Annotated in this window: 23 protein-coding genes; 14 read left to right on the top strand and 9 right to left on the bottom strand. The window is 71.4% G+C overall.

The features are described 5' to 3' along the window. The first annotated feature begins 1 nt into the window (after window position 1). The 11 genes from HUT18_RS28175 to HUT18_RS28125 are packed head-to-tail and all read left to right on the top strand — an operon-like array spanning window position 2 to window position 11,838. Entirely contained in the window at window positions 2–1,279 is a 1,278-nt protein-coding gene (locus tag HUT18_RS28175; protein WP_176103340.1) for a glycosyltransferase family 4 protein, read from the top strand. Next, entirely contained in the window at window positions 1,276–2,511 is a 1,236-nt protein-coding gene (locus HUT18_RS28170; RefSeq protein ID WP_176103339.1) for a class I SAM-dependent methyltransferase, read from the top strand. Before HUT18_RS28175 ends, HUT18_RS28170 begins: the two co-directional genes overlap by 4 nt. Then, window positions 2,508–3,338, top strand: coding sequence for a glucose-1-phosphate cytidylyltransferase (locus tag HUT18_RS28165; protein ID WP_176103338.1), 831 nt, complete (start codon window positions 2,508–2,510; stop codon window positions 3,336–3,338). The genes HUT18_RS28170 and HUT18_RS28165 overlap by 4 nt, the downstream gene beginning before the upstream one ends. Continuing rightward, the gene (locus tag HUT18_RS28160) at window positions 3,332–3,979 is read left to right on the top strand and encodes a PIG-L deacetylase family protein (RefSeq protein WP_176103337.1); all 648 of its coding nucleotides are present in this window, start codon (window positions 3,332–3,334) and stop codon (window positions 3,977–3,979) included. Before HUT18_RS28165 ends, HUT18_RS28160 begins: the two co-directional genes overlap by 7 nt. A gap of 3 nt (window positions 3,980–3,982) precedes the next feature. Then, window positions 3,983–5,038 carry an NAD(P)-dependent oxidoreductase gene (locus tag HUT18_RS28155; protein ID WP_176103336.1) on the top strand — a complete coding sequence of 352 codons (1,056 nt, stop codon included), beginning with the start codon at window positions 3,983–3,985 and terminating at the stop codon, window positions 5,036–5,038. Beyond that, complete coding sequence (locus HUT18_RS28150; protein ID WP_176103335.1) at window positions 5,035–6,309, top strand: DUF4910 domain-containing protein; 1,275 nt, start codon at window positions 5,035–5,037, stop codon at window positions 6,307–6,309. Before HUT18_RS28155 ends, HUT18_RS28150 begins: the two co-directional genes overlap by 4 nt. A gap of 5 nt (window positions 6,310–6,314) precedes the next feature. Next, complete coding sequence (locus HUT18_RS28145) at window positions 6,315–7,625, top strand: hypothetical protein (RefSeq protein WP_176103334.1); 1,311 nt, start codon at window positions 6,315–6,317, stop codon at window positions 7,623–7,625. Continuing rightward, window positions 7,622–8,569: a glycosyltransferase family 2 protein gene (locus HUT18_RS28140; protein ID WP_176103333.1), complete on the top strand. Its 948-nt coding sequence runs from the start codon at window positions 7,622–7,624 to the stop codon at window positions 8,567–8,569. Before HUT18_RS28145 ends, HUT18_RS28140 begins: the two co-directional genes overlap by 4 nt. Beyond that, entirely contained in the window at window positions 8,566–9,822 is a 1,257-nt protein-coding gene (locus HUT18_RS28135; protein WP_176103332.1) for a polysaccharide pyruvyl transferase family protein, read from the top strand. Before HUT18_RS28140 ends, HUT18_RS28135 begins: the two co-directional genes overlap by 4 nt. Next, complete coding sequence (gene rfbC, locus HUT18_RS28130) at window positions 9,819–10,430, top strand: dTDP-4-dehydrorhamnose 3,5-epimerase (protein WP_176103331.1); 612 nt, start codon at window positions 9,819–9,821, stop codon at window positions 10,428–10,430. The genes HUT18_RS28135 and rfbC overlap by 4 nt, the downstream gene beginning before the upstream one ends. 7 nt (window positions 10,431–10,437) lie before the next feature. Next, the gene (locus HUT18_RS28125; RefSeq protein ID WP_176103330.1) at window positions 10,438–11,838 is read left to right on the top strand and encodes a glutamate-1-semialdehyde 2,1-aminomutase; all 1,401 of its coding nucleotides are present in this window, start codon (window positions 10,438–10,440) and stop codon (window positions 11,836–11,838) included. 93 nt (window positions 11,839–11,931) lie between these two features. Here HUT18_RS28125 and HUT18_RS28120 read toward each other — a convergent pair whose 3' ends face one another. Together HUT18_RS28120 and HUT18_RS28115 are read right to left on the bottom strand one after the other, a co-directional pair. Further along, entirely contained in the window at window positions 11,932–12,633 is a 702-nt protein-coding gene (locus HUT18_RS28120) for a phosphatase PAP2 family protein (RefSeq protein WP_176103329.1), read from the bottom strand. A 188-nt stretch (window positions 12,634–12,821) separates the two neighbouring features. After that, on the bottom strand, window positions 12,822–15,737 hold the full coding sequence (locus HUT18_RS28115; protein WP_176103328.1) for a SpoIIE family protein phosphatase: 2,916 nt from the start codon (window positions 15,735–15,737) through the stop codon (window positions 12,822–12,824). Between the two features lie 238 nt (window positions 15,738–15,975). On the opposite strand from HUT18_RS28115, the gene HUT18_RS28110 reads away from it, so the two are divergent. Beyond that, entirely contained in the window at window positions 15,976–16,713 is a 738-nt protein-coding gene (locus HUT18_RS28110; protein ID WP_176103327.1) for an IclR family transcriptional regulator, read from the top strand. A gap of 109 nt (window positions 16,714–16,822) precedes the next feature. Here the strand turns inward: HUT18_RS28110 and HUT18_RS28105 are convergent, their stop codons facing one another. From HUT18_RS28105 to HUT18_RS28075, 7 genes are all read right to left on the bottom strand, one after another. Further along, a complete protein-coding gene (locus HUT18_RS28105) occupies window positions 16,823–18,043 on the bottom strand; it encodes an NAD(P)/FAD-dependent oxidoreductase (protein WP_176103326.1) in 1,221 nt (406 codons plus the stop codon). Beyond that, a complete protein-coding gene (locus HUT18_RS28100; RefSeq protein ID WP_176103325.1) occupies window positions 18,043–18,237 on the bottom strand; it encodes a ferredoxin in 195 nt (64 codons plus the stop codon). The genes HUT18_RS28105 and HUT18_RS28100 overlap by 1 nt, the downstream gene beginning before the upstream one ends. A 66-nt stretch (window positions 18,238–18,303) precedes the next feature. Next, complete coding sequence (locus tag HUT18_RS28095) at window positions 18,304–19,095, bottom strand: SDR family NAD(P)-dependent oxidoreductase (RefSeq protein WP_176103324.1); 792 nt, start codon at window positions 19,093–19,095, stop codon at window positions 18,304–18,306. After that, on the bottom strand, window positions 19,092–20,075 hold the full coding sequence (locus HUT18_RS28090; RefSeq protein WP_176103323.1) for an ornithine cyclodeaminase family protein: 984 nt from the start codon (window positions 20,073–20,075) through the stop codon (window positions 19,092–19,094). The genes HUT18_RS28095 and HUT18_RS28090 overlap by 4 nt, the downstream gene beginning before the upstream one ends. A gap of 40 nt (window positions 20,076–20,115) precedes the next feature. Further along, window positions 20,116–20,391, bottom strand: a complete 276-nt coding sequence (locus HUT18_RS28085; RefSeq protein ID WP_217710521.1) for a hypothetical protein — start codon at window positions 20,389–20,391, stop codon at window positions 20,116–20,118. After that, the gene (locus tag HUT18_RS28080) at window positions 20,392–20,937 is read right to left on the bottom strand and encodes an aromatic-ring-hydroxylating dioxygenase subunit beta (RefSeq protein ID WP_176103322.1); all 546 of its coding nucleotides are present in this window, start codon (window positions 20,935–20,937) and stop codon (window positions 20,392–20,394) included. It abuts the gene before it with no gap. Further along, window positions 20,934–22,247 (bottom strand): Rieske 2Fe-2S domain-containing protein, encoded by a 1,314-nt coding sequence (locus HUT18_RS28075; RefSeq protein WP_176103321.1) that lies wholly within the window; start codon window positions 22,245–22,247, stop codon window positions 20,934–20,936. The genes HUT18_RS28080 and HUT18_RS28075 overlap by 4 nt, the downstream gene beginning before the upstream one ends. Window positions 22,248–22,641: 394 nt before the next feature. Here HUT18_RS28075 and HUT18_RS28070 point away from each other — a divergent pair, with 394 nt between their 5' ends. Beyond that, window positions 22,642–23,658 (top strand): dihydrodipicolinate synthase family protein, encoded by a 1,017-nt coding sequence (locus HUT18_RS28070; RefSeq protein ID WP_176103320.1) that lies wholly within the window; start codon window positions 22,642–22,644, stop codon window positions 23,656–23,658. Between the two features lie 41 nt (window positions 23,659–23,699). After that, the gene (locus HUT18_RS28065) at window positions 23,700–25,145 is read left to right on the top strand and encodes an NAD-dependent succinate-semialdehyde dehydrogenase (RefSeq protein WP_176103319.1); all 1,446 of its coding nucleotides are present in this window, start codon (window positions 23,700–23,702) and stop codon (window positions 25,143–25,145) included. The last annotated feature ends 15 nt before the right edge of the window (window positions 25,146–25,160 follow it).

Raw genomic sequence — 25,160 nt, 5'->3', positions numbered from 1 at the left:
CATGCACGTCCTCGTAGTGCACAACCGCTACTCCTCGGCGCAGCCGAGCGGGGAGAACCGGGTGGTCGACGAAGAGGTGGCGCTGCTGCGCGCGGCCGGCCACCAGGTCGACCTGTTCGAGCGGCGCAGCGACGACATCGCCGCCCGGTCCCTGCTCGGCAAGGCCGCGGTGCCGCTGCTCGTGCCGTGGAACCCGGCGGTCCGCGCGGAGCTCGCCGCGCGGCTGCGGACCTCACGCCCCGACGTGGTGCACGTCCACAACGTCTTCCCGCTCCTGTCGCCCGCGGTCCTCGCCGCCTGCGCCGACGCCGACGTGCCCGCAGTCGCCACGCTGCACAACTACACCCAGGTCTGCCCGCCCGGCACGCTGCACCGCGAGGGCCGGCTGTGCACCGAGTGCGTCGGGTCGACGGCGTCGCTCCCCGCTGTCCGGCACGGCTGCTACCGCGGCTCCCGGCTGGCGACGGTGCCGCTGGCGGTCAGCCTGTCGGTCAACCGGCGGCGGTGGTGGTCCGGCGTGGAGCGGTTCTTCTGCATCTCCGCGGCGCAGCGCGACCTGCTGGTGCGCTCCGGCATGCCGCCCGAACGGCTCGCGGTGAAGCACAACTTCGTGCCCGACCCGGGCGCCCGCCGGGCGGGCGACGGCGAGCATCTGCTCTTTCTCGGCCGGCTCGCGGAGGCCAAGGGCGTGCGGCTGCTCATGGCCGCGTGGGACGAGATCGCCGCGGGCGGCGGTGTGGGTGTGCCGCTCGTGCTCGCCGGTGCGGGGCCGCTGGAGCGCGAGGTCACCGCGTGGGCGGCGGGCCGGGACGACGTGCGGTGTGTGGGCCTGTGGGACCCGGAGCAGTGTCGGCAGGCCCTCGCGCGGGCGGTCGCCGTGGTCGCTCCCTCGATGGTCCTGGAGACGTTCGGCCTGGTGGTCGCGGAGGCGATGGCGGCCGGGGTCCCGGCCGTCGCCGCCGGTCACGGCGCCTTCGTCGAACTCGTCGAGGACGGGGTGACCGGGCTGCTGCACCGGCCGGGCGACCCCGCCTCGCTCGCGTCCTGCGTACGCCGGATCGCGACCGATCGGGCGCACAACCAAGAGATGGGCCGGGCGGCCCGGCGCCGTTACGAGCAGGGGTTCAGCCCGGCCGTCGGCCTGGAGCGCCTGGTGGAGGGGTACCGCACCGCGATCGCGGGGCGGTCCGGCGGCGGGGACGTCCCGCCGCCGACAGGAAACGCGAACACCGACTCGCGACGGGGCACCCGCGCGAGCGGAGATGGGGGGAGCAGATGACAGGATGCCGACTCTGCGGCTCGGCGGCGCTGGCGAGCGTCGTCGATCTGGGGGCGACCCCGCCGTGCGAGAGCTTTCTCGCCGCGGACCAACTGGACCAGCCGGAGCCCGCGTACCCGCTGCACCTGCGGGTCTGCACGGACTGCTGGCTCGCACAGATCCCACCGCTGATCACGCCGGAGGAGACGTTCACGCAGTACGCGTACTTCTCCTCCTACTCGACCTCCTGGGTGGAGCACGCACGCACATTCGTCGCCGACGCCGCGGAGCGCCTCGCACTGGGCCCCGACTCCTTCGTGGTCGAGGTCGCGAGCAACGACGGTTACCTGCTCAAACACCTGGTGGACCGTCGGATCCGCTGCCTCGGCATCGAACCGTCGGTGAACGTCGGCGCCGCGGCGAGGGAGTCGGGAGTGCCCACCCTCACGGAGTTCCTGGACCCGGCCACCGGCGCCGCCGTCCGAACCGAACACGGCCCCGCGGACCTGGTCGTGGCCAACAACGTGTACGCCCACATCCCCGACGTCGTCGGATTCACCCAGGGGCTGCGCGCCCTGGTCGCCGACGACGGCTGGGTCTCCATCGAGGTGCAGCACCTGCTGAGCCTGATCGAGCGGAACCAGTACGACACGATCTACCACGAGCACTTCCAGTACTACACGGTCGCCTCCGCGATCCGGGCGCTCGCGAGCGGCGGACTCGCGCTGGTGGACGTCGAGTTGCTGCCCACGCACGGCGGCTCCATCCGGCTGTGGGCCCGCCCGGCCGAGGCGGCGGGCGAGCCCTCCCGGAGCGTGGCCGATGTACTGGCCCGCGAGAAGGCCGCCGGACTGCAAGAACTGTCCGGTTACGCCGAGTTCTCCGCCCGGGTGGCCAAGGTGCGCCGGGACCTGTTGCGGTTCCTCGTCGAGGCGGCCGAGCGCGGCGAGACGGTCGTCGGCTACGGCGCCCCGGGCAAGGGCAACACCCTCCTCAACCACTGCGGCATCCGGCCCGACCTGCTCGCGTACACGGTCGACCGCAACCCCTACAAGCACGGCAGGTTCACCCCCGGCACCCGGATCCCGGTCCTGCCGCCCGAGCGGATAGCCGCCGACAAACCGGACTACGTCCTCGTCCTCCCGTGGAACCTGCGGGACGAACTGGTCGAGCAACTGTCCTTCGTCCACGCCTGGGGCGGCCGCCTGGTCTTTCCCATTCCCGAACTGAGCATTGTCGAGGTCACGCGATGAAGGTCGTACTGTTCTGCGGCGGTTACGGGCTGCGCATGCGCAACGGAGCCTTCGACGACATGCCCAAACCGATGGCGATGGTCGGCCCCCGGCCGCTGATCTGGCACGTCATGCGCTACTACGCCTACTTCGGGCACACCGACTTCATCCTGTGCCTCGGCTACGGCGCCCACCACATCAAGGACTTCTTCCTCAACTACGAGGAGACGGCGTCCAACGACTTCGTACTGCGGGGCGGGCGCACCGAGTTGCTGTCCACCGACATCGCCGACTGGACGATCACGTTCGCGCAGACCGGCATCGAGTCACCGATCGGGGAGCGGCTGCGCCGGGTGCGGCACCACCTGGACGGCGACGAGATGTTCCTCGCCAACTACGCCGACGTGCTCACCGATGCCCCGCTGCCGGAGATGATCGACCGGTTCGCCCGGCGTGACGCCGGTGCGTCGATGACGGTGGTGCCGCCGCAGTCCTCGTTCCACTGTGTGGACCTGGGCGAGGACGGCCTGGTGGGCGGCATCACCGCGGTGAGCGAACTGCCGCTGTGGGAGAACGGCGGCTACTTCGTGCTCCGCCAGGAGATCTTCGACCACATACCGGAGAACGGCGACCTGGTGGCCGACGGCTGCGCCCAACTGGCCAAGCGCGGACGGTTGGTGGCGCACCAGCACCGCGGCTTCTGGAAGCCCACCGACACCGTGAAGGAGCGGGCCGCGCTGGATGCCGCCTATGCCCGGGGCGACCGCCCGTGGGCCGTGTGGGAACGCGACGGCGCAGGGATCGGCGCGAGCGTCGGCCGGGACGGCGCCGGAGCGAGAGCGTGCTGAGGCTCGGGGCCGGGCACCTGGACCGGATCGTCGCGGTGGGCGCGCACTGCGACGACATCGCCATCGGTGCCGGTGGCACGCTGCTGACGATGTGCCTCGCGCGGCCGGGTATCCGTATCGACGCACTGGTGCTCTCCGGCGGTGGCAGCGAACGGGAGCAGGAGGAAGAGGCCGCGCTCACCGCCTTCTGCCCGGGCGCCGACCTGCGGCTGACCGTGCTCAAGCTGCCGGACGGACGGCTGCCCGCGTACTGGGACGAGGCCAAGGCCGCGGTCGAGGAGCTGCGCGAGCGGAGCGAGCCGGATGTCGTGCTTGCCCCGCGTACCGACGACGCGCACCAGGATCACCGCGGCCTGGCGAAGCTGATCACGACCGCCTTCCGCGACCACCTCGTCCTCGGCTACGAGATCGTCAAATGGGACGGCGATCTCACCCGACTCGCGGCCTACCAGCCGCTGTCGCCGGAGGTCGCCGAACAGAAGGTGCGGCTGCTGCAGGAGCACTACCCCTCGCAACGGCACCGGCCCTGGTACGACCGGGAGGCCTTCCTGGGCCTCGCGCGCATCCGCGGCATCGAATGCCACGCGCGCTACGCCGAGGCGTTCGCCGCCACCAAACTCACACTCGACCTGGGGGACTGAACCTTGCGCGTGCTGCTCACCGGACACCAGGGCTACCTGGGCACCGTGATGGCCCCGGTCCTCGCGGCCGCCGGGCACGAAGTCGTCGGCCTCGACTCGGGCCTGTTCGCCGACTGCGTCCTCGGCCTTTCCCCAAGCTCTTCGAGCAGGGGATACCCCATGCCCGCGGACCCGCCCGGACACGACGTGGACCTGCGCGACGTCACGCCCGACCACGTGGCCGGTGTGGACGCCGTGATCCACCTGGCCGCCCTGTCCAACGACCCGCTGGGAGCCCTCGCACCGGACCTCACCTACGACATCAACCACCACGCCTCCGTGCGGCTGGCCCGCCTCGCCCGGGACGCGGGAGTGCGGCGCTTCGTGTACGCGTCGACCTGCTCGGTCTACGGCGCCGCCGGCGGGGACGGCCTGGTGACCGAGGACGCCCCGCTGCGCCCGGTGACGCCGTACGCGGAGTCCAAGGTGCGGGTGGAGGACGACCTGCGGGCGCTGGCCGACGGCGACTTCAGCCCGGTGTACATGCGCAACGCCACCGCCTTCGGCTACTCGCCCCGGCTGCGCGCCGACATCGTGCTGAACAACCTGGTGGGCCACGCGCTCCTGTCCGGCGAGGTCCTGGTGCTCTCCGACGGCACCCCCTGGCGCCCGCTGGTGCACGCCGCCGACATCGCACGGGCCTTCACGGCGGTGCTGACCGCGCCGCGGGAAGCGGTGCACGACCGGGCGTTCAACATCGGCAGCGAGATCAACAACGTCACGGTCGCCGAGATCGCCGAGCAGGTCGCCGAGGCGGTGCCCGGCTCGCGCGTGGTGATCACCGGGGAGACCGGTGCCGATCCGCGGTCCTACCGGGTGGACTTCTCCCGACTGCGCGCCGCGCTGCCCGGCTTCGACTGCGAGTGGACGGTGAAACAGGGCGCGCTCGAACTCGCCGACGCCTACCGGAAACACGGACTGACGCGGGAGGACTTCGAGCGACGTTTCACCCGCCTCGCCGTGCTGCGCGCGGCGTCCGACGCCGACGCCGTCGACGGCACCCTGCGGTGGCGCCGATGACCACGACCGGCGAACAGATGCACGCACTGGTGGAGCGGCTGTACCCGCTGTGCCGGAGCATCACCGGCGACGGTGTGCGCGCCAGTCTCGACATCGTCGGCGAGTACATCCCGCTGCGGACGCACGAGGTGCCGACCGGGACACAGGTGCTCGACTGGACGGTGCCGCAGGAGTGGAACATCCGTGACGCCTACATCGCCGACTCCGCAGGCAACCGGGTCGTCGACTTCGCCGCGTCCAGCCTGCACGTGCTCGGCTACAGCGTGCCCGTGGCGCGGACCATGCCGCTGGCCGAACTGCGCGCGCACCTGCACACCCTGCCGGACCATCCGTCCTGGGTGCCCTACCGCACCAGCTACTACCAGCCGCGATGGGGTTTCTGCCTGGCCCAGGAGACCCTGGACGCGCTGCCGGACGGCGACTACGAGGTATGCATCGACTCCACCCTCGCCGACGGCCACCTCACCTACGCCGAGCACGTGGTCCCCGGGCAGGTCCCCGACGAGGTGCTCGTCTCCTGCCACGTCTGCCACCCGTCACTGGCCAACGACAACCTGGCCGGTATCGCGGTGGCGACCTTCCTGGCCCGGGCGCTGGCGGAGCAAACACCTTGGTACACCTACCGGTTCCTGTTCGCACCCGGCACCATCGGAGCGATCACCTGGCTCGCCCGCCACGCGGAGCGGATCGAGCATGTCAAGCACGGGCTGGTGCTGGCCTGCGCCGGAGACTCGGGCCAACTGACGTACAAGCAGAGCAGGCGCGGCGACGCGGAGATCGACCGCGTCATGCGGCACGTCCTCGCCGCCTCCGAACGCCCGCACCACGTTGCCGAGTTCACTCCCTACGGCTACGACGAGCGGCAGTTCTGCTCCCCCGGGTTCGATCTCGGCGTGGGCTCGCTCAGCCGCACCCCGTACGCCGGCTACCCCGAGTACCACACCTCGGCGGACAACCCGGACTTCGTGTCCCCGCGGGCGATGGCGGACACACTCGCCGTCTGCCGCGAGGCGTTCACCGTCCTGGACCGCAATCGCCGCTACCTCAATCTCAGCCCGTACGGCGAACCCCAGCTCGGCCGAAGGGGGTTGTACGACTCGCTCGGCGGTCGCAGCGACGCGAAGCAGGCCCAGCTGGCCATGCTCTGGGTGCTCAGCCTCTCCGACGGCGAGCACGGTCTGCTGGACGTCGCCGAGCGGTCCGGCCTGCCGTTCGACACCGTCGCCGCCGCGGCCGACGCCCTGCACGGCGCCGGGCTGATCAAGGCGTGAGGTCGATGACCACCGAGCGGGAGAAGCCGACGACACCGGCGGACCGGGCCGGGCCCGCCCGGCGCACCGCCAAGCGCGCCATGGTCGGCCGGCTGTCCTGGGGGCTGGCCGACCAGGCGGTCTGCAGCATGACCAACTTCGCGGTGGGAATCTACGTGGCCCGCTCGCTGGGGCTGGCCGCGTTCGGTGTGTTCAGCCTGGCCTGGGTGACCTACGGCGTGGTCCTCGGGGTCTCCCGCGGCCTGGCCACCGACCCGCTCGTGGTGCGCTTCAGCGGCGTACCGGACGCCAACTGGCGCTCGGCGGCGGCCAGTTCGTCGGGTACCGCGCTCGGCGTCGCCGTCGCCGTCTGCGCGGTCTGTCTGGTGGCGGGGTCGGCACTCGGTGGCCGCGTGGGGCCCGCTTTCGCCTGCCTCGGCGTCGTGCTGCCGGGACTGCTGCTGCAAGACGCCTGGCGGTTCTCGTTCTTCGCCGCCGGCACCGGGCGCAAGGCGTTCGCCAACGACCTCCTGGGGGGCATCGCGCTCGTCCCGGCCATGGTGCTGGCCGCCCGCGCGGGCACCGTGGCCGCTTTCGTGCTCGCCTGGGGCGCGGCCGCCACGGTGGCCGCGGGATACGGCTGCCTCCAGTCCGGCATCCGGCCCCAACCGACCGGCGCGCGCCGGTGGCTTCGCGACCAGCGCGACCTCGGCTACCGGTACCTGGTCGAGAACGTCGGCGTCAGCGGCGCCGGCCAGTTGCGGGCCTACGGCCTCGGCGCGATCGTCGGATTCGGCGCCGTGGGCGCGGTCCGAGGCGCCGAACTCCTGCTCGGCCCGTTCCTCGCCGTGCTGATGGGGCTCTCGCTGGTCACCGTCGCGGAAGCGGCGCGGGTACTACGACGGGCCCCGCACCGACTGCGCACGTTCTGCCTCCTGCTCGGCGGCGGACAGGCCGCCGCCGCACTGCTCTGGGGCGCTGCGCTGCTCCTCGTGCCCGGCCGGGCCGGCGAACTCGTACTCGGCGATGTCTGGCACTCCGCCTCGCAACTCATCGTGCCGGCCACGCTCGGCGTCGCGGGCGCGAGCCTCGGCGTCGGCGCCGCGGTCGGGCTGCGCGCCCTGGCCGCGGCCCGGCGCAGCCTGCGCTGCCAGCTGTTCGCCTCCCTCTGCTACGTCGGCGGCGGACTCGGCGGCGCGACCGTGGCCGGCACGGTCGGCTCGGCCTGGGGCGTCGCCGCCGCCACGTTGAGCGCCTCAGCCGTGTGGTGGCTGCAACTGCGGTCCGCCCTGCGCGAGCACGACCACCCTCCGATCCCCGAAGTGAGGACGACATGACCGCCCTGCCCCGGCTGAGCATCGGCCTGCCCGTCTACAACGGCGAGGAGTACCTGGCCGAGTCGCTCGACGCCCTGCTCGGCCAGACCTACGAGGACTTCGAGCTGGTCGTCTCCGACAACGCCTCGACCGACGGCACCGAGGACATCTGCCGCCGCTACGCCGCGCGGGACTCGCGCATCCGCTACCTCAGGCTGCCCCGGAACATCGGCGCCGCACCGAACCACAACTACGTATTCACCCAATGCCACGGCGAGTTGTTCAAGTGGGCCTCGCACGACGACCTGTACGCCCGGGACCTGCTGCGGCGCTGCGTCGAGGCGCTGGACGAACGGCCGGACGTCGTCCTCGCGCACGCCGACCAGGCGGTCATCGACGGCGAGGGCCAGGTCAAGGTCCCCTACGAGTACGGGCTCGCCACCAATTCACCGCACCCGCCGGAGCGCTTCCGCAGCATGCTGTTCGAGCCAGGCGGCGACGACTTCTACGGCGTGATGCGGGCCGAGGTGCTGCGCCGGGTGAAGCCGCACGACAGCTACCACCACGCGGACCGCACGTTCGTCACCGAGATCGGTCTGCACGGCCCCTTCCACCAGGTACCGGAACTCCTGTACTTCCGCCGCGACCACCCCACCCGCGCCGAACGCGCCAACCCTTCCAAGCGCTCCAGGTGCGTCAACCTGGACCCGCGCCGAGCAGGCACGCTGCACCCCACGCCCAGGCTCCTCGCCGAGTACGTATGGGGCTTCGTCGCGGCGATCCGGCGGGCGCCGTTGTCCTCGGCCGACCGGCGCGCGTGCTACTGCCACCTCGCCGCATGGATGGCGAGCCGGGCCCGGCCCGGCGCCGGCGAGCGGGTCGAGGACCGCACCCCGGTCGACCCGGCCCTGCTCACCGTCTCCGTCGACGCCCTCGTCGCCGGCCGTGAAGGCAGGCAGGCGTGACCTCCGCGTACGAAACTCCGGTGCGCGTCGGGGTGTTCGGCCTGCTCGGCTCCGGCAACCTCGGCAACGACGGCTCGCTGGAGGCCGTGCTCGGCTACCTGCGCGCCGAGCACCCGAACGCGGTCGTGGACGCGCTGTGCGGCGGACCCGAAGTCGTCGCGACCCGGTACCGGATCCCCGCGACGCGACTGCACTGGTACCGCGGGGAGTACCGGACCGCCTCGCGCGCGGGCGCCATCGCGGCCAAGGCCCTGGGCAAACTCGTCGACGCCGCCCGCACCGCGGCCTGGGTACGCCAACACGACGTGGTGATCGTGCCGGGCATGGGCGTCCTGGAGGCCACACTGCCACTGCGGCCGTGGGGCTTCCCGTACTCCCTGTTCCTGCTCTGCGCGTCCGGCCGACTGTTCGGCACCCGGGTCGCGTTGGTCGGCGTAGGCGCCTCCGAGATCGGCGACCGGCCGACCCGAGCCCTGGTGCGCTGGTCGGCGCGGCTCGCCACCTACCGGTCGTACCGCGACGCCCAATCCCGGGGCGCGATGCGGGCGATGGGCGTGGACACCGCGCGCGACGAGGTCTACCCGGACCTCGCCTTCGCCCTGCCGACGCCGCCGAGGAGCGAGCCGCAAGGCCCGCCCGGCCCGGTCTGCGTCGGCATCATGGCCTTCCACGGCGGCAACGACGACCGCGCCCGGGCCGAGGAGATCCACCGCCGCTACCTCGACGGAACGACGCGCTTCGTCCGCGCGCTGGTCGAGGACGGCAGGCCGGTCCGGCTGCTCACCGGCGACGAGGTCGACCGGCCGGTGGTCGGCGCGATCCTCGACGCGGTGGATTCGCCACTGGTCACCGCCGCCGAAGTGGCCTCGCTGGCCGACCTGATGAGGGAGATGGCGGCCGCCGACACCGTGGTGGCGACCCGCTACCACAACCTGATCTGCGCGCTGAAGGTCGGCACACCGACGCTCGCACTCAGCTATGCGGCCAAGAGCGACGCGCTCATGGCGCGGATGGGCCTTGCGGCGTACTGCCACCCGGCTCGCGAGGTCGACGCCGAGCGACTGCTCGAACAGTTCCGGGCGCTGGAGCAGCGATCGGCGGAGGTACGGCGAACCCTCACCGAGCGAAACCTGACCGTCGCCCGGCGCCTCGAGCAGCAGTTCACCGCCTTGACCGCAGCCCTGTTCCCGGCCCCCGACCACACCCACGCCCCCACCCATACCCACACCCACACCCTGCGGGAGGCTCCATGAAGGCGACCGAAGTCCCGGAGATAGACGGCGCGTACCTGTTCGAGCCGACGCCGTACACCGACGAGCGCGGCTTCTTCTGCCGCACCTTCGACGCCGACGTGGTCCGCTCGGTGGGCCTCGACCCGGGCGCCTTCACCCAGGACAGCGTGTCCCGCTCGGTCCGGGGCGTGCTGCGCGGCCTGCACCTGCGCTCCGGAGCCGGTGAGGCCAAGCTCGTGCGGTGCTCGTACGGGAGGATCTTCGACGTCTTCGTGGACCTGCGGACGGACTCGCCGACCTACCGCAACCGGGCCTCCTTCGAGTTGTCCGGCGAGACCCAGGCAACCCTGTACATCCCGGCGGGGTGCGCGCACGGCTTCCAGGCGCTGACCGAAACCGCCGACGTCTCGTACCGCATCGACCGCCCGCACGACCCGTCCGAGGACGTGACGATCGCCTTCGACGACCCTGAACTCGCCATCCCCTGGCCGCTGCCGGTCACATCGATCTCCAGCCGCGACCGGGAGGCACCGGGACTCGTCGAGGCCCTGAAGCAGGTCGAGACTCCGAAGAAGCAGGTCGAGACCCCCAAGAAACAGGTCGAGACTCCGAAGCGGAAAGAGAGCTGAAGTCGGCGTGGACAACGAAGAGTTCGCCCTGCCTCGGTCGCGGCAGGCCACCGAGCGGCTGCACGCGCTGGTCCCCGGTGGCGCGCACACCTACGCCAAGGGCGACGACCAGTACCCCGAGAACCTGGCCCCGGTCATCAGCCACGGCCGTGGTGCCCATGTGTGGGACATCGACGGCAACCGCTACCTCGAGTACGGCTCCGGCCTGCGGTCGGTCAGCCTCGGCCACGCCCACCCACGCGTAATCGAGGCGGTACGCCGGGAACTAGACCGCGGCAGCAACTTCGTCCGGCCGTCCATCGTGGAGGTCGAGGCCGCGGAGCGCTTCCTCGCCACCGTGCCGACCGCCGAGATGGTGAAGTTCGCGAAGAACGGCTCCGACACCACCACCGCCGCGGTGCGCCTCGCCCGCGCCGCCACCGGGCGCCCGCGAGTGGCCGTCTGCGCCGACCATCCGTTCTTCTCCGTCGACGACTGGTTCATCGGCACCACGCCGATGTCCGCCGGGGTTCCGGCGGCGACCAACGAGCTCACCGTGACGTTCCCTTACGGGGACCTGGCCGCCACGGAGGAACTGCTCACCCGCTACCAGGGCGAGATCGCCTGTCTGATCCTGGAACCCACCACCCACACCACCCCTGCCCCTGGCTCTCAACTCCTCCCCCACTCCCCACTCCGTTCGGGCGCAGGGACCCCCGTGTGCAGGGAGGACCCCACGCCTGGCTACCTCGCCGGACTGCGCGAACTGGCAGACCGGCACGGCTGCGTACTGATCTTCGACGAGATGATCACCGGCTTCCGCTGGTCCGAGGCGGGCGCCCAGGGCCTGTACGGCGTCGTCCCCGACCTCTCCACGTTCGGCAAGGCGCTGGGCAACGGATTCGCCGTCTCCGCGCTGGCCGGGCGCCGCGAACTGATGGAGCGGGGCGGGCTGCGTCACTCCGGGGACCGGGTGTTCCTGCTGTCCACCACACACGGCGCGGAAACGCACGCCCTGGCAGCCGCCATGGCCGTGCAGACCACCTACGTCGAGGAGGGCATCACCGCGCGGCTGCACGCCCTCGGCGAAAGGTTGGCCGCCGGTGTGCGCGACGTGGCGGCCGGCATGGGCGTCGGCGACCACCTCGTCCTCCGGGGCCGCGCCAGCAACCTGGTCTTCGCCACCCTCGACGAGAACCGTCAGCCGTCGCAGCAGTACCGCACCCTGTTCCTGCGCCGACTCCTCGCGGGCGGAGTGCTCGCCCCGTCGTTCGTGGTGAGCAGCGCACTCGACGACGCCGACATCGACCGCACCGTCGACGTAGTGGCCCAGGCATGTGCGGTGTACCGGAAGGCACTTGAGGCCGCCGACCCCACGCCCTGGCTGGGCGGGCGACCGGTGAAGCCGGTATTCCGCCGCTCGGCGTGAGGCGAAGTGGTCCGATCGGGACGTGATGCGGCGTGAAGCGATCCGACGTGACGTGACGCGGCGTGACCTGATGTGACGTGACCTGATGTGACGTCAGTGGCGCTCCCGCCGAACGGCGTCGGCCACCCGATCGTCCCGCCGGTCGGCTGTCCGGTCGGCCATCCGGTCAGCTGTGCGGTCGACCAGCCACGCCGCCGCCGGTGTCACCGCCAGCGCGGTGCACCAGCCGCCGAGGACGTCGGTCGGGTAGTGCGCGCCCAGGGCGACCTGCGCCCAGCCCATGGCGGCGCCGGCAACCAGCGCCGCGGCGAGCACAACTGAGGTGCCGACCGCCCTGCCCAGGCCGAGGCGATCGGCCGCGAGCAGGGCCACCACAAACGCCAGCGCCGTGAAGAAGGCGGTGTGCCCGCTCGGGTAGGACAGGTTCCCGCCATGGATGGTCCGTCCCACCAGGGGCTTGAGCAGCCTCGTCGTCCCCACGGCCATACCGGCGCCGACAACGACGAGCACCGCCGCGCGAGGACGCCGCAACAGCAGGCACCCCGTCACGGCGCCCACGACCAGCGCCGCCGCCCCGACGGGCTCCCCCCAGAAGTCCGTGGCCAGAGCGATATCCCGCCACGGCGACCGCACATCGCCCACCGCCGACTGGATCCACACGTCCACCCTGCCGGGCCGGCTGTGCCCGGCGTACAGGACCCCGAACACGACGACCACCAGCGCGGCGAGGACCGCGACCGGCCCGAGCCACGCGCGCAGCGACGGGGGCAGCACCGCGGACCGGTGGGCAGCCATGAATCAGCGCCTTCCTGTTTCCGACCGCGCCCCACGACATCGGATGGACGGGCTGCGCGCGGCAACACTGCCCAACAACGCGGTCGCGGCAAACCGCCTTGTGGTGCGCGGGTCAGCACTCCGCGCGCGGGCGTCCAGTGCGCAACGGATACACATGACCGCCGGCAGCTCCGGCGCCGCCCTGCCCTTCAGCCCTCGTCCCCAAACGGCAAAGAGTCAAGGTCCCCATCGAACTCCCATGCCCCCGCAGCGAGTTGATCCACCCCCGACCCGCCGTCAGCCGTACCCGGCAGCGCCTGCTCGGTCCAGATGCACTTGCCGTTGCCGGTGTAGCGGGTGCCCCATTTGCGGGACAGTGCGGCGACGAGTTGCAATCCGCGGCCGCCCTCGTCGGTGTCCGCCGCGCGGCGGATGTGGGGCATGGTCACGCTGCTGTCGTACACCTCGCAGACCAGGCCGCCACTGCGCAGCAGCCGCAGTCGTGGGGCGCCCTTCGCGTGGCGCAGGACGTTGCCGATCAGTTCGCTGGCCAACAGCTCCGTGGTCATCACCAGGTCGTCCAGATCCCAGGCGGCAAGCTGCTCGCGGACGTGTCGGCGGGCCTGGCCCGCTGCCTGCGGCTCGGCGGGAAGCGACCAGGAGGCCATCTCTTCGGCGGGCAGCGCGTGTACGCGGACGACGAGGAGGGCGGCATCGTCCTCCGTGGCGTGCTGCCCGGCGGGAAGCAGTCCCGTGGTGAGGGTGTCGCAGAGCGGGTCCAGGTTCTGGGCCTGTTCCGCGCCGGACGTCCGCAGGAGGCTGCCGAGTTCGGCCAGGCCGGCGTCGATGTCGCGCCGGGCGGACTCGACCAGGCCGTCGGTGTAAAAGACGAGCAGGCTCTCGTCGGGCAGTGGCAGTTCCGCCGTTTCGAACGGCGGGTCCGCGGCGCCCAGCGGCGGGTTCGGGGTGTTGGGCAGGAACCGCAGGCTGCCGTCCGGGTGGAGGACCGCCGGCGGCGGATGCCCGGCGCTGGTGAACGAGCAGGACCGGCTGGTGGGGTCGTAGAGCGCGTACAGGCAGGTGGCGAACGAGTCCTCGCCGAGGCCGCCGACGACGTCGTTCAGGTGGGCCATGATCTCGTCCGGGGGCAGTTCGAGGTCGGCGAGGGTGCGGACGGCGGTGCGCAGACGTCCCATGGTCGCCGCCTCGGACAGTCCGTGGCCCATCACGTCGCCGATGACGAGCGCGACGCGCCCCGCGGACAACGGGATGACGTCGTACCAGTCCCCGCCGACCTCCATGCCCCGCCCGGCGGGGAGGTAGCGCGCGGCGGCGGTGCAGGCGGGCAGCACGGGCAACTCGCGTGGGAGCAGGCCTCGTTGCAGTTCCTGGGCGCGGGTGTGCTCGGCGTCGTACAGCCGGGCCCGCTCCAGGGCCTGTGCGACCAGGCCGCTGATCGCGGTGAGCAGGGTCCGCTCCTCACCCGACAGTCGGCGAGGCCCGTCGAAACCGATCACACACATGCCGAACGGGCGGCCCGAGGCGGTCAGCGGCAGGAAGGCCCACGCCTGTCCGCCCCGCTCGCCGGGCCGGCCGGCCACGTCGGGGTAACGGGCCATGTCGGGGTACCGGGCCACGAACTCCTCGGGTGAGGAGAGAAATACGGGGGTGTCCGCGAGAATCGCGTCCGCCGTGGGTGTGCCGGGCGCGACCGGACGGCCGTCCAGCCGGTCCAGGAATTCCTGTGAGTGGCCGACGGCACCGAGGTTGTGGACCCGGTCGCCCTCAACGGTCTGCACGATCAGGCCCGCGGCGCCGAACGGCGGCAGCACCCGGCGCGCCACCGCGTCCACCACGTCGCGCGAGGTGGTCGCCTCGGCGAGAGCCGTTGTCAACTCGGCGATACGGGCGGCTCGTTCGGCCACGGCCCGCTCCGCCGCCTGCTGCTCGGCCTCGCGCTGCCGCTGCTCCGTGACGTCGGTGAGATAGACAGTCGTGCCGTCGGGTACGGGGACCAGCCGCAGGTGGTACCAGCGTCCGGTGTCGGGCAGCAGGATGTCGAAGCCGGCCGGGGCGCAGTCGGCCACGGCTTCCCGGCAGCGTCTCTCCAGGTCCGGTACGCGCCGCACGGCGCGCAGTTCCCACAGGGTGCGGCCGGTCAGTTCCTCCTCCGGGGAGCCGAGGGTGCGTTCGGCCTCCCGGTTGACGAAGACGATCTGCCAGTCGTCGTCCACTGCCAGAAAGCCGTCGCTCATGTGCCGCAGGGCGCGGCTGAGCGTGTCCCGGACGGAACGGGACTCCGTGGTGTCCCAGACCGTGCCGACCATGCGGACCGGTTCGCCGCTGCGGTCGGGCACCACTTTGGCGCGTGACCGCGTCCAGCCGTAGCCGCCGTCCGGACGCCTGGCCCGGTACTCGACCTCGTAGAGGCTGCCGTCCGTGATGGCCTTCTCCAGGACCGCCAGGGTCGAGGGCAGGTCGTCGGGGTGGACGACCCTCAGCCAGCTCTCGACCGGCGGGACGGTGCTCGGGGTCTCGAATCCGAACAGGGCGGCGGCGGCTTCGTCCAGAGACAGCTCGCGGGTGCGGATGTCCCATTCCCAGGCACCGACCCTGACCTCGTTGAGGGCTTCCCTCAGCCGACTGCCGCGGGGACCCGCGGGTCGGGGCCCGGCGGGCGGCGGGGCCCCGGTCATCCGCTCCTGCGCCCAGGTGGCGGTGGCCCGCAGGAAGTCCCAGTGCTCGGGGGTGGGCTCGGCGCCCTCGCCGGTCAGTACGGTGAGGGCGCCGACCGCCTGTCCGCCGCTCAGCAGCGGTACGGCGGCCAGTCCCGTACCGGGCCAGGGTTCGGCGGATCCGGCGGGCACCCACACGCCGGTGCCGCGACGTACGGCGCGGGCCGGGGCGGCCGGTCCCTCCGGATCGATGATCTCCCAGGGCCTGGTGACCTCCGCCGGGAGCCCGGTCGTCGAGACCAGCCGCAGCGCGGTCCTGTGGCCCCGCAGATGCACGGTCCCGCCCCAGCCGCCCAGCTCGGTCACCGCCTGCTGGAGTGCCAGCCGGAACGCCTCGCTCTCCGTGACGTCCGGGTCGACGGTGGCGAGCAGGGCCAGCCGCTTGTTCATAGGGCAACTCTACTTTTTCCGGTGTGATCGGCGCGGAGCGCACGAAAAGGGCACCGGGAGATGTCGGGCCCGTGAGCAGGTGTCGAGCGGTGCGACGGCGGCCCGGCGGAAGGCGTTCCTCGTACGGAGATCCGATGATCAACCGTGATACCGGCCGTGGTAAATTCCGGGGATGTTCGAAAGCGGTGACTCGGCTCGCGCATCCACGTCGAGCTCGATGCAAAGCATGCATCGGGCCATGCAGATGCTCGAATATCTGGCCGAGAAGCCGATGCGGGCGAAGGAACTCGCCGAACGTACCTCCACGAAATGGGCGACCGCTCACCGGACGCTGGCCTATCTCCGCGAGCACGGATTCGTGCGCCGGGACGAGGCGACGGGGCTGCATTACGTCGGCCGTCGCCTGTTCGCCATCGGATCCTCATATCTGAGTGAACACCCCCTTTTCCATACGGGTGAGCCGCTGATGCGGACCGCCTCCGACCGGGTGAGCGGGTTTGTGCAGCTCGCCGAGCGTGACGCCTACGCGTCCATCGCGATCGCCAGCGTCGAGCCGCGCACTCCGATTCCGAGCCTCTCCTACGCCAACACCTATCGCCCGTACCCCCTGCATGTGGGCGCCAGGGGGCTCGTGCTGCTGGCCTTCGCCCCGGACGACTTCATCGACGCCTATCTGGGCCACTTCACGACCGTTGAGGGCGAGAGCGCCATCGAGGACGCCGACGCGCTGCGCACCGTCCTCGAACAGACACGGAGCGCCGGTCTCGTGGCCACCGAACACGACCTCACGTCGCCGACGGCCGCGATCGCCGCGCCCGTGCGCGACGCCGAGGGCGCCGTGGTGGCTTCGGCTTCCGTCGTGGTCGACGGACGGGAGGGCCGGCACGACCCCGCGGAGGTCCGGGAGGTCGTGCTCGGGCTGGCCAGGTCGCTGTCCCAGATGCTCGGGTGGCGGGGGCAGATCGGCCCTCGGTAGGCGCCGCCGGGAGCCGATGCGAGGGACCCCGCTGTGTGCCGCGTCCGGGAGGGCGGAGGACCAAAGGCGCGCCCGCCCTCCCCTGGTGACCGGTACGAGGAGCACTCGGTCAGCGATCCGCGGGCTCACCGGGCCAGGGGGCACCGTCCGCGACGAGTGCCTGATGCCGTATCAGAGCGCGAGGTGCGTCCACGGCCACCGCGGCCGTGGTGCGGCCGTCGCGGGTGTAGACCGCGACCAGACCGGACTCGCCCGGTGTTCCGGCGACGATGTGGACGCTGTCCTCGCTGGCCGGTGCGCCCACCATCTGCATCCGGGAGCCGAACTGGTCGGTCCAGAAGGAGGGCACCGCGTCGAGCCGTGACGGGGCGTCGGCCGCGGCGGCTCCCGCGACGATGTTCTCCGCCACGACGGTGGCCTGCAGGCTGACGTGGTTCCAGTGCTCCGACCGTACGGCGCGGCCGTGCCGGGTCGAGTGCCACCGGGCGGCGTCGCCGAGGGCGAGGACCCCGGGGACTGAGGTACGGCCCGCGTCGTCGCAGACCACTCCGTTGTCCACCTCGACGCCCGACCCTTGCAGCCACTCGGTCTCGGGGACACCGCCGAATCCGACGACCACCAGATCCGCGTCGAGGACCCGGCCGTCGGCCAGCCGGACACCGGTGACGCGCTCCTGTCCGACCAACCCGTCGACAGCGGTGCCGAGTTCGAACCTGGTGCCGTGTGCCTGGTGCAGGCGGGCGAAGTGATCTCCGAGCACGGGACCCAGGGCCGTGTACATCGGCACCGGTTGTACGTCGACCACGGTCACCCTGCGTTCGAGCGCGCGAGCGGCGGCCGCGACCTCGCAGCCGATGAAACCGGCGCCCAGGACCACGACACTGTCGGCGGCCGCCAGTTCGCCGCGCAGGGCGAGGCCGTCCTCCATCGTGCGCAGGACATGGACACCCCGCAGGTCGGCGGGGAAAGGGGGCCGTCGGGCGGAGGATCCCGTCGCGATCACCACGACGTCCGCCTCCACGGCAGAGCCGTCGTCGACGGTTACGCACGCCCTGCCGGTGCCGACGCGCAGCCCGGTGGCCCGGCGCCCCGTGCGCAGGTCGGCCGAGAGCGCGGCCACTTCGGCCTCGGAGAGCAGATACAGCGACTCGGGTTCGGCGCGGCCGGTGAGCAGGTCCTTCGAGAGCTGGGTGCGGTCGTAGTGGGCGCGGACCTTCTCCGCCCCGATCACCGTCACCCGGCCGTCGTGACCGAGCCGGCGCAGCTCCTGCACGAGGGACATCCCGCCGAGCGAGGCACCAACCACCACCACGTGCTCGGGCCCGGCCATCAGCCGGTCACCTCGAGTGCACGGGCGGGACAGGACCTCACGGCGCGTTCGGTCCTGGCACGCAGCTCGTCCCCCGGTTCGCCGTTCAGTACGACGACACGGTTCTCGTCCTCGTCCAGGTCGAACACGGCGGGGGCCTCGAGCATGCAACTGCCGTACCCGCGGCACTTGTCGAGATGGGCGATCACTTTCATGGCTTTACCTCTGAGTTTCGAAATGCGCCGGACAACCGGCTGCGACGGGGAGGGGAACCGGCCCGGTCAGCCGACGAGATAGCCGCCGTCGACGGGCAGCACAGTGCCGGTGATGTACCGGGAGCTGTCACCGGCCAGGAAGACGATCCCGTCGGCGACCTCGTCGGCCGTGCCGGGCCGCCGCATCGGGATCACGCCGCCGACCGGCACCGGCTCGTCCGGGACGTCCGTGGACGGGGCGTCGGCACGCAGCGCGGCCGCACTGGTCTCGAAGAGCCGGGTCGGGATCCAGCCCGGGGCGACGGCGTTGACCCGCACCCCACGGTCGGCGACCTCGGCGGCCACCTTCAGGGTCAGGCCCACCACGGCGTGCTTCGACGCGATGTACGCGGCGCCGCCACCGCGCGGGACGAGCCCCGCCGAGGAGGCCACCGTGATCACGCTGCCGTGGCGGCGTTCGGTCATGGCGGGAAGCACCGCGCGCAGCACGTTGGCGGTCCCCAGGACGTTGACCCGGAGCACCAGATCCCAGGTGGCGGCGGTGAGTTCGGCGAACGGCCGGTTCTGGTCGAAGATGCCCGCGGCGTGCACGACAGCCTCCAGGGGACCGAGTTCGTCCCCCGCGGCACGGACCGCGTCCGCGACGGCCACCCCGTTCGTGACGTCGACGGTATACACGGCGGTCCTCACGCCCGAGGCGCGCAAGGCTTCGGCGGTCTCCTGCGCGGCGGTTGCGGACAAGTCGCACACCGCCACCGCGTAGCCTGCCCGGCCGAGCGCCCGGGCGGCCGCTGCCCCGATACCGCTGCCCGCGCCCGTGACGAACGCCGCTTTGCGCTCCGGTGCGGCGGGGCTCATGATCCGGCCGGCTTCTTGACGCGCAGCAGATCGATCGACTTCCCGACACCGCCCGCGAGAGCGCTCTCGTACACCACGCGGGCGGCGACGAGATCCTGCAGCGCGGTGCCCACGGACTTGTAGACCGCGATGTCCTCCTGACTCTGGCGGGGCGCCCCGCCCGTGGCGAGGTCCGCGAGCGACCTCAGCTTGCCGTCGAGCACACCGGCCTCGTCCGCGGCGATCAGGTCACCGGACTCGCCGCGGGCCTGGGCAGGAGCGTCGCTCACGACCAGGGCGGCGCGGGTGATCACCTCGACGTCGATCTCGCGCAGGGCGGGCATGGTGGATCCGATCGACAGGACGGTCGCGCCGGGGCTGAGCCAGTCACCGCGCAGGGCCACCCGTCCGGTGCCCATCCCCGTGTTCGTGGCGACGACCACCACCGGCGCCGAGGCGGCCTTCTCGGCCGCGTCCACCGGCTCGACCGCGATCCCGAGGCGCTCGGCCATGCGGTCCGCGAACTGCCCACGGCGCTCGGCATTCGGGCTGAACACCGAGACTTTCGCGACGTCGAGAGCGGCACAGACCCCTTCGAGGTTGGTCTCGGCCTCCAGGCCCGAGCCGATCAGGCCGACCTCGACCGGGCCGTCCGGGCCGAGCAGTCCCGCCGCGACGCCGGTTGCGGCACCGGTCCGTGCGGCGGTGAGGTAGGCACCGTCCAACTGGGCCTGCAACTCGCCCGTGGCCTCGTCGTACAGGCCGATGAGGTACTGCACGCCGCCTGCGGCGACCTGGTTGAACACCTTGAAGCCCATGACGCCGGCGCCGCCGACGATCCCGGGCATGAGGCGGAAGAACCCCGGCTGGGTGTCCAGGTTGATGCGGTCGGGCAGTTGCACGGCGCCCTCGGCCTCGACGCGGTACCCGTCGCGCAGCGCGGCGACGAGCCGGTCCATCCGGAGGGAGGCGCGGACCTGTTCGTCCGTCAGGAGAAGCATGTTCGACAACTTTCTGCTGCGCGGCGGTGCCGCGGTCCGATTACGGGGAACTGGGGCCCGGCTCGGGGCCGAAGGGCTGGTCGAGGAACCGGGAGAACACGTCCGGTGTCTGCCAGCTGATGCTTTCGAGGGCGAGCGGATCGAGGCGGACGTGGTGCCCGAGCCGCAGCGACCGGATCTCGACGCGGTGGCCGTTGCGGGTGCTGATCTTGCTGATCCGCACCGCCGTGAACTCGTTCACCACGGTGAACTCGTCCTCGACGACGTCCTCTTGGGCGGGTGGACCGCCACCCGCGGGCTCGGCGTCGCCCCGCACTCAGATCACCATCCGCAGATGCGGCAGCCGGATCACGCTCTCGTCGAGGACGGCGGTACGGCTCACCAGGCCCCAGCCGTCCCGGCGGCGCCGCACCACGTCCCGGCGCCCCGCGGGAGCGAGGACAGCGGGGTCCGACTGATGCACGACGCTGATCAGCACATTGCTGTGGACGACGTACTCGCCCTCCCGCGTGCCGGGTTCGGCCACGACGTTGGTGACGAAGCGGCGGATGCGGTGCAGCGGCACCTCCCCCCAGGCGAAGTCGATGTGGTCCGGTTCGAAGCGGCGGGCCCACAGCGAGGCCAGCGAGTCCCGCGACTCGTGCACCAGGTCCGCTCCGGGGACGGTCGGCGCCAGCGAGGGGTCGTCGCGGGTGACGGTGACGGGCACCCGGTACACGAACTCCTCCTCGAGCAGGGGGAGCCAGTTCGGGTAGTCGTAGGCGTCGAGCAGCCGCGCCTCCACGTCGTAGAAGTGGCGCAGCGCGTCCCTCGTCGCCAAGTCCACGGCGGTGCCAAGAAGCCTGTCCGTACGTGCGTTCATCGTGCGGCCCTCCGTCCCGCGCCGGTGGCGACGAACGACTCGTCGTTCATCAACTCGGCCCAGCGTCGGTACAGTTCGCGCTGATTGGTCTCGGAGTGGTCGATGTCGTAGACGTCCCCGGGCCAGGACGTCCCGGCCTCCTTGGCCGCCGAGAGGCCGCCCTCGTAGACGAAGTCGGTACCCCTGGCGACCGCTCCGCGGCTCATGTCCGCGACGCTCGTCCAGTTCTGCAGGTCGTCCGTGTCGAAGATCCCGGCCAGCCCGACCATGCGCAGGTTCGCCCGCTGGGAATGGGCGCGCTGTTCCTCGTCGTACCAGGAGGGCACAAGGGCCCAGAGCATGAGCTCGCTGTGCATCGCGTCGAGCGGCTGCCAGACGCGGAACTGGACGTACGACACGGCCGGGGTGTCGTCACCGGAGGTGAGCGCGGCGGCGTCGATGAACGAGAGGTTCGGGAAGATGTTGCCGTGGAAGACCGACAGGCGTGACATCAGGTCGACCTGCCCGGCGTCCAGGTTCCGCGCCATGTCCTGCCACTTCTCGGGCGGGTAGCCGAAGAACATCGGCCGGTCGCCCGGCAGGTCGTAGTGCTGCACCCGGAAGGTGTGGCCGTTGCCCGCGACGACGCACCGGCCGCGCATGCCCGCCATCGACACCCCGTCGAGCTGGGGGAAGGCGTCGGTGTTGAGGTAGGCGCCCAGGTCGATGGGGCTCTTGTGGGTGGTGGCGAGGTGGTATCCGTCGCCGGCGAAGTTCTCCGAGCCGAGCTTCCAGTTGGTCCGGACCCGGGCCCGGGCCGGCGGGCCGACGGCCACCAGATCGCCCGCCTTGTCGAGGATTCCCCGCAAGTACCAGGCGGCGGGGCCGAGTTCCTCGGTCAGGGGCGGCGCATCGGGGTCCCAGCTCGCGAACACGAGCCCGTGGAAGCTCTCGACATGCGGTACCCGCACCAGGCCGAACGCCGACTTGTCGAAGGAGGCGCCGAAGACCTGCTTGCGCTCCGGAACACCCTTGAGGTCACCGGAGTTGGAGAACGTCCAGCCGTGGTAACTGCACCGGAAGTGCGAGGAGTTGCCGAGGTCGGCCCGGCAGAGCTGGGTTCCCCGGTGGGTGCACGAGTTGAGGAAGGCCCGGATCTGCCCGCTCTCGTCGCGGGTGACGATGACGTCCTCACCGCCGAGGTTGCGCGTCACGTAGTCGCCGGGGGCGGCGATCTCGCTCTCGTGGGCGACGAAGAGCCAGCAGCGCCGGAAGATGCGTTCCTGCTCCAGCCGGAACTCGTCGTCACCCCAATACGATTGCCGGCTCACCCGGGTCTCGTTTTCTTCTGCCCTGATCATCCGCAGCCTCCTGTCGTCCAGCACAGCGGGGGGCGTGTCCATATAGTGGATACGACATCCACTTAGTGGGTGCGGTGAAGGTACAGCCGCGACTATCGGGTGTCAACGCTCCGAGAGTTCCTCGGAAAGATCCGATTCGGCCCGGATTTTCGGCGCCCAGCGGGACTCCCGGGGCGCACACGGATCGCGCGGGCGAGGTCGCCGCATCCCGTCCCCCAGCAACCGCGAGCGAGCCATTGACCGGCCCGCAGTCGGCTGCTAGCTTCCGCACATCCACTAAGTGGTTACGGTATCCACTATCTGGATATTGCGCGTCGACCGGATTCGCGTCCGCGCCCAGTCCCGTAGAACGGAGCACCCACCCATGAGCTATTCGCGTCTCGAGGCCCGCGCCTGGGCCAAGGCGAACATGAAGGGCATCTGCGGCTGCCTGCTGCCGACCTTCACCGGCGACCTGAGCCGGATCAACGAGCGTGCCGTCCGGCACGACATCGACCTCGAGAAGAAGATGGGCATGTCCAGCGCGCTCATCGTCTCCGAGTGCGGGACCACCTTCGACGAGCTGCTCCAGGTCACCGAGATCGCGGTCGACGAGGCCGGGGACCAGCTGCAGACCGTGGTCCACGCCGCGCTGCCCACCCTCGAGGACAACATCCGCCTGGTGCGGGAGTCGGAGCGGCTCGGCGCGACCTATGTGCTCCTGTCGTACCCGCTGACCTTCTACCCGGCGACCGAGCAGGAGGTCTTCGAGTACACCAAGGCCGTCGCCGACAGCACGAACCTCGGGGTCATCGTCTTCGCGATGCACCTGTGGAACTTCCGCCGGCTGCACCCCAGTCACTTCTCGCCCGGGCTGATCGGCCGGATGATCGAGGAGATCCCCAACGTGGTCGCCGTGAAGACGGAGGTCGGCGGACCGGGCGTCGGCGGCATCGCGGAGATCTTCCACAAGTACCGCGACGAGGTCATCGTGATGGACCCGATCGAGTCCAACTCCCCGGCGTGGCACTCGATGTACGGGATGCAGTGGATGGGGACGTCGAACTACGAGGCGTACGGCCCCTGGGTCGCCCGCTACTTCACCCTCATGCGCGAGGGCAAGTTCGACGACGCCATGGAGATCTACTGGAAGATCCACCCGGTGCGCGAGGCCGACTCCGCCGTCGTGGGACAGGCCGTCGCCGGCACCGCCATGGTCCACCGCTATCTGTGGAAGTACCAGGGCTGGCTGAACGGCTTCAACGGCGGCCCCATGCGTGCGCCGCTGTCACGTCTCAACGACGGGCAGATGGCTCAGTTGCGAGCCGCGGCCGTGGCCGCCGGCCTGGACGTCACGGACTCCCCCGACAGCGAGTTCTTCGTCGGCCGCAACCCGGCGTGACCCCCGGCATCCCACTCGACGTAGCGAACGAAGGACCTTCGATGACGACGTCCACCCCACTGCTGTACTCCGACCTCATCATCGGCGCCGCACCCCCGGACCGCCGCCGCGACACCATCGAGGTGCTCGACCCCTCGTCCGGCGAACTGCTCCACCGAGTCCCGGACGGGACCGTCGGGGACGGTCTGGCCGCGGTCGGCGCGGCCGCGGAGGCATTCGGCCCCTGGCGGGCCACCAGCCCTCGCGAGCGGGCCGAAATCCTGCGCCGCTGCTGGGAGTTGATGACGGAGCGGAAGAACGAGATCGCCACGCTCATCTCGGCGGAGAACGGCAAGACCCTCGCCGACGCCCAGGGCGAGGTCGCCTACGCCGCGGAGTTCTTCCGCTGGTACGCCGAGGAAGCCGTACGGGCGGTGGGCCAGCTCGGCAGCTCGCCGGGCGGGGCCAACAACATCATGGTCGCCTACCAGCCCATCGGCGTCGCCGTGCTGGTCACCCCGTGGAACTTCCCCGCGGCCATGGCCACCCGGAAGATCGCCCCGGCGCTGGCCGCCGGCTGCCCGGTGGTCCTCAAGCCCGCCGCCGAGACCCCGCTCACCAGCTACCTCATCGCCCGCCTGTGCAAGGAGGCGGGCGTGCCGGACGGCGTCATCAACGTCGTCACCACCAGCCGTTCCGGCGAGGTGGTGCGCGCGATGCTCCACGACCCGCGGGTACGGGCGCTGTCGTTCACCGGCTCGACCGAGGTCGGACGCGTCCTGCTGCGCGAGGCCGCGGACACGGTCCTCAAGTCCAGCATGGAACTGGGCGGCAACGCGCCCTTCCTCGTCCTCGACGACGCCGTACCGGACGAGGTCGTCGAGGGGCTGATGATCGCGAAGATGCGCAACGGCGGACAGGCGTGCACCGCCGCCAACCGCATCTACGTGCACCGCTCCCTCGTCGGGGAGATCTCCCGGCGCCTGGCCGCCCGGTTCGCCGCGCTGGCCGTCGGTCCGGGCACCGACCCGGCCAGCGAGTGCGGGCCGCTGATCAACGACCGTGCCGTGGACAAGGTCGCCGCTCTGGTGGACTCGGCGGTCGCGGCCGGGGCGAAGGTCCTCACCGGCGGCGAACGGCCGGAGCGCAAGGGGGCGTTCTACACGCCCACCGTCCTGGTCGACGTCCCGCCGCGGGCGGACATTGTCCGCGAGGAGATCTTCGGTCCGGTCGCCAGCATCATCGCCTTCGACACGGACGAGGAGGCGGTCCGGGCCGCCAACGACACCCACCTCGGACTCGCGGCGTACGTGTACACCTCCGACCTCCGCCGCGGTCTGCGCATCGCCGGCGAACTGGAGGCCGGCATGGTCGCCGTCAACCGCGGACTGCTCTCCGACCCGGCGGCGCCGTTCGGCGGGGTCAAACAGAGCGGGCTCGGCCGCGAGGGCGGCGCCGAAGGAATGCTCGAGTTCATGGAGTCGAAGTACATCGCCACCTCCTGGTGACCGCGTCCGCGAGCG

Source organism: Streptomyces sp. NA04227 (genome assembly GCF_013364195.1).
GTDB lineage: Bacteria > Actinomycetota > Actinomycetes > Streptomycetales > Streptomycetaceae > Streptomyces.
This window is presented reverse-complemented; position numbering and strand designations above follow the sequence as displayed.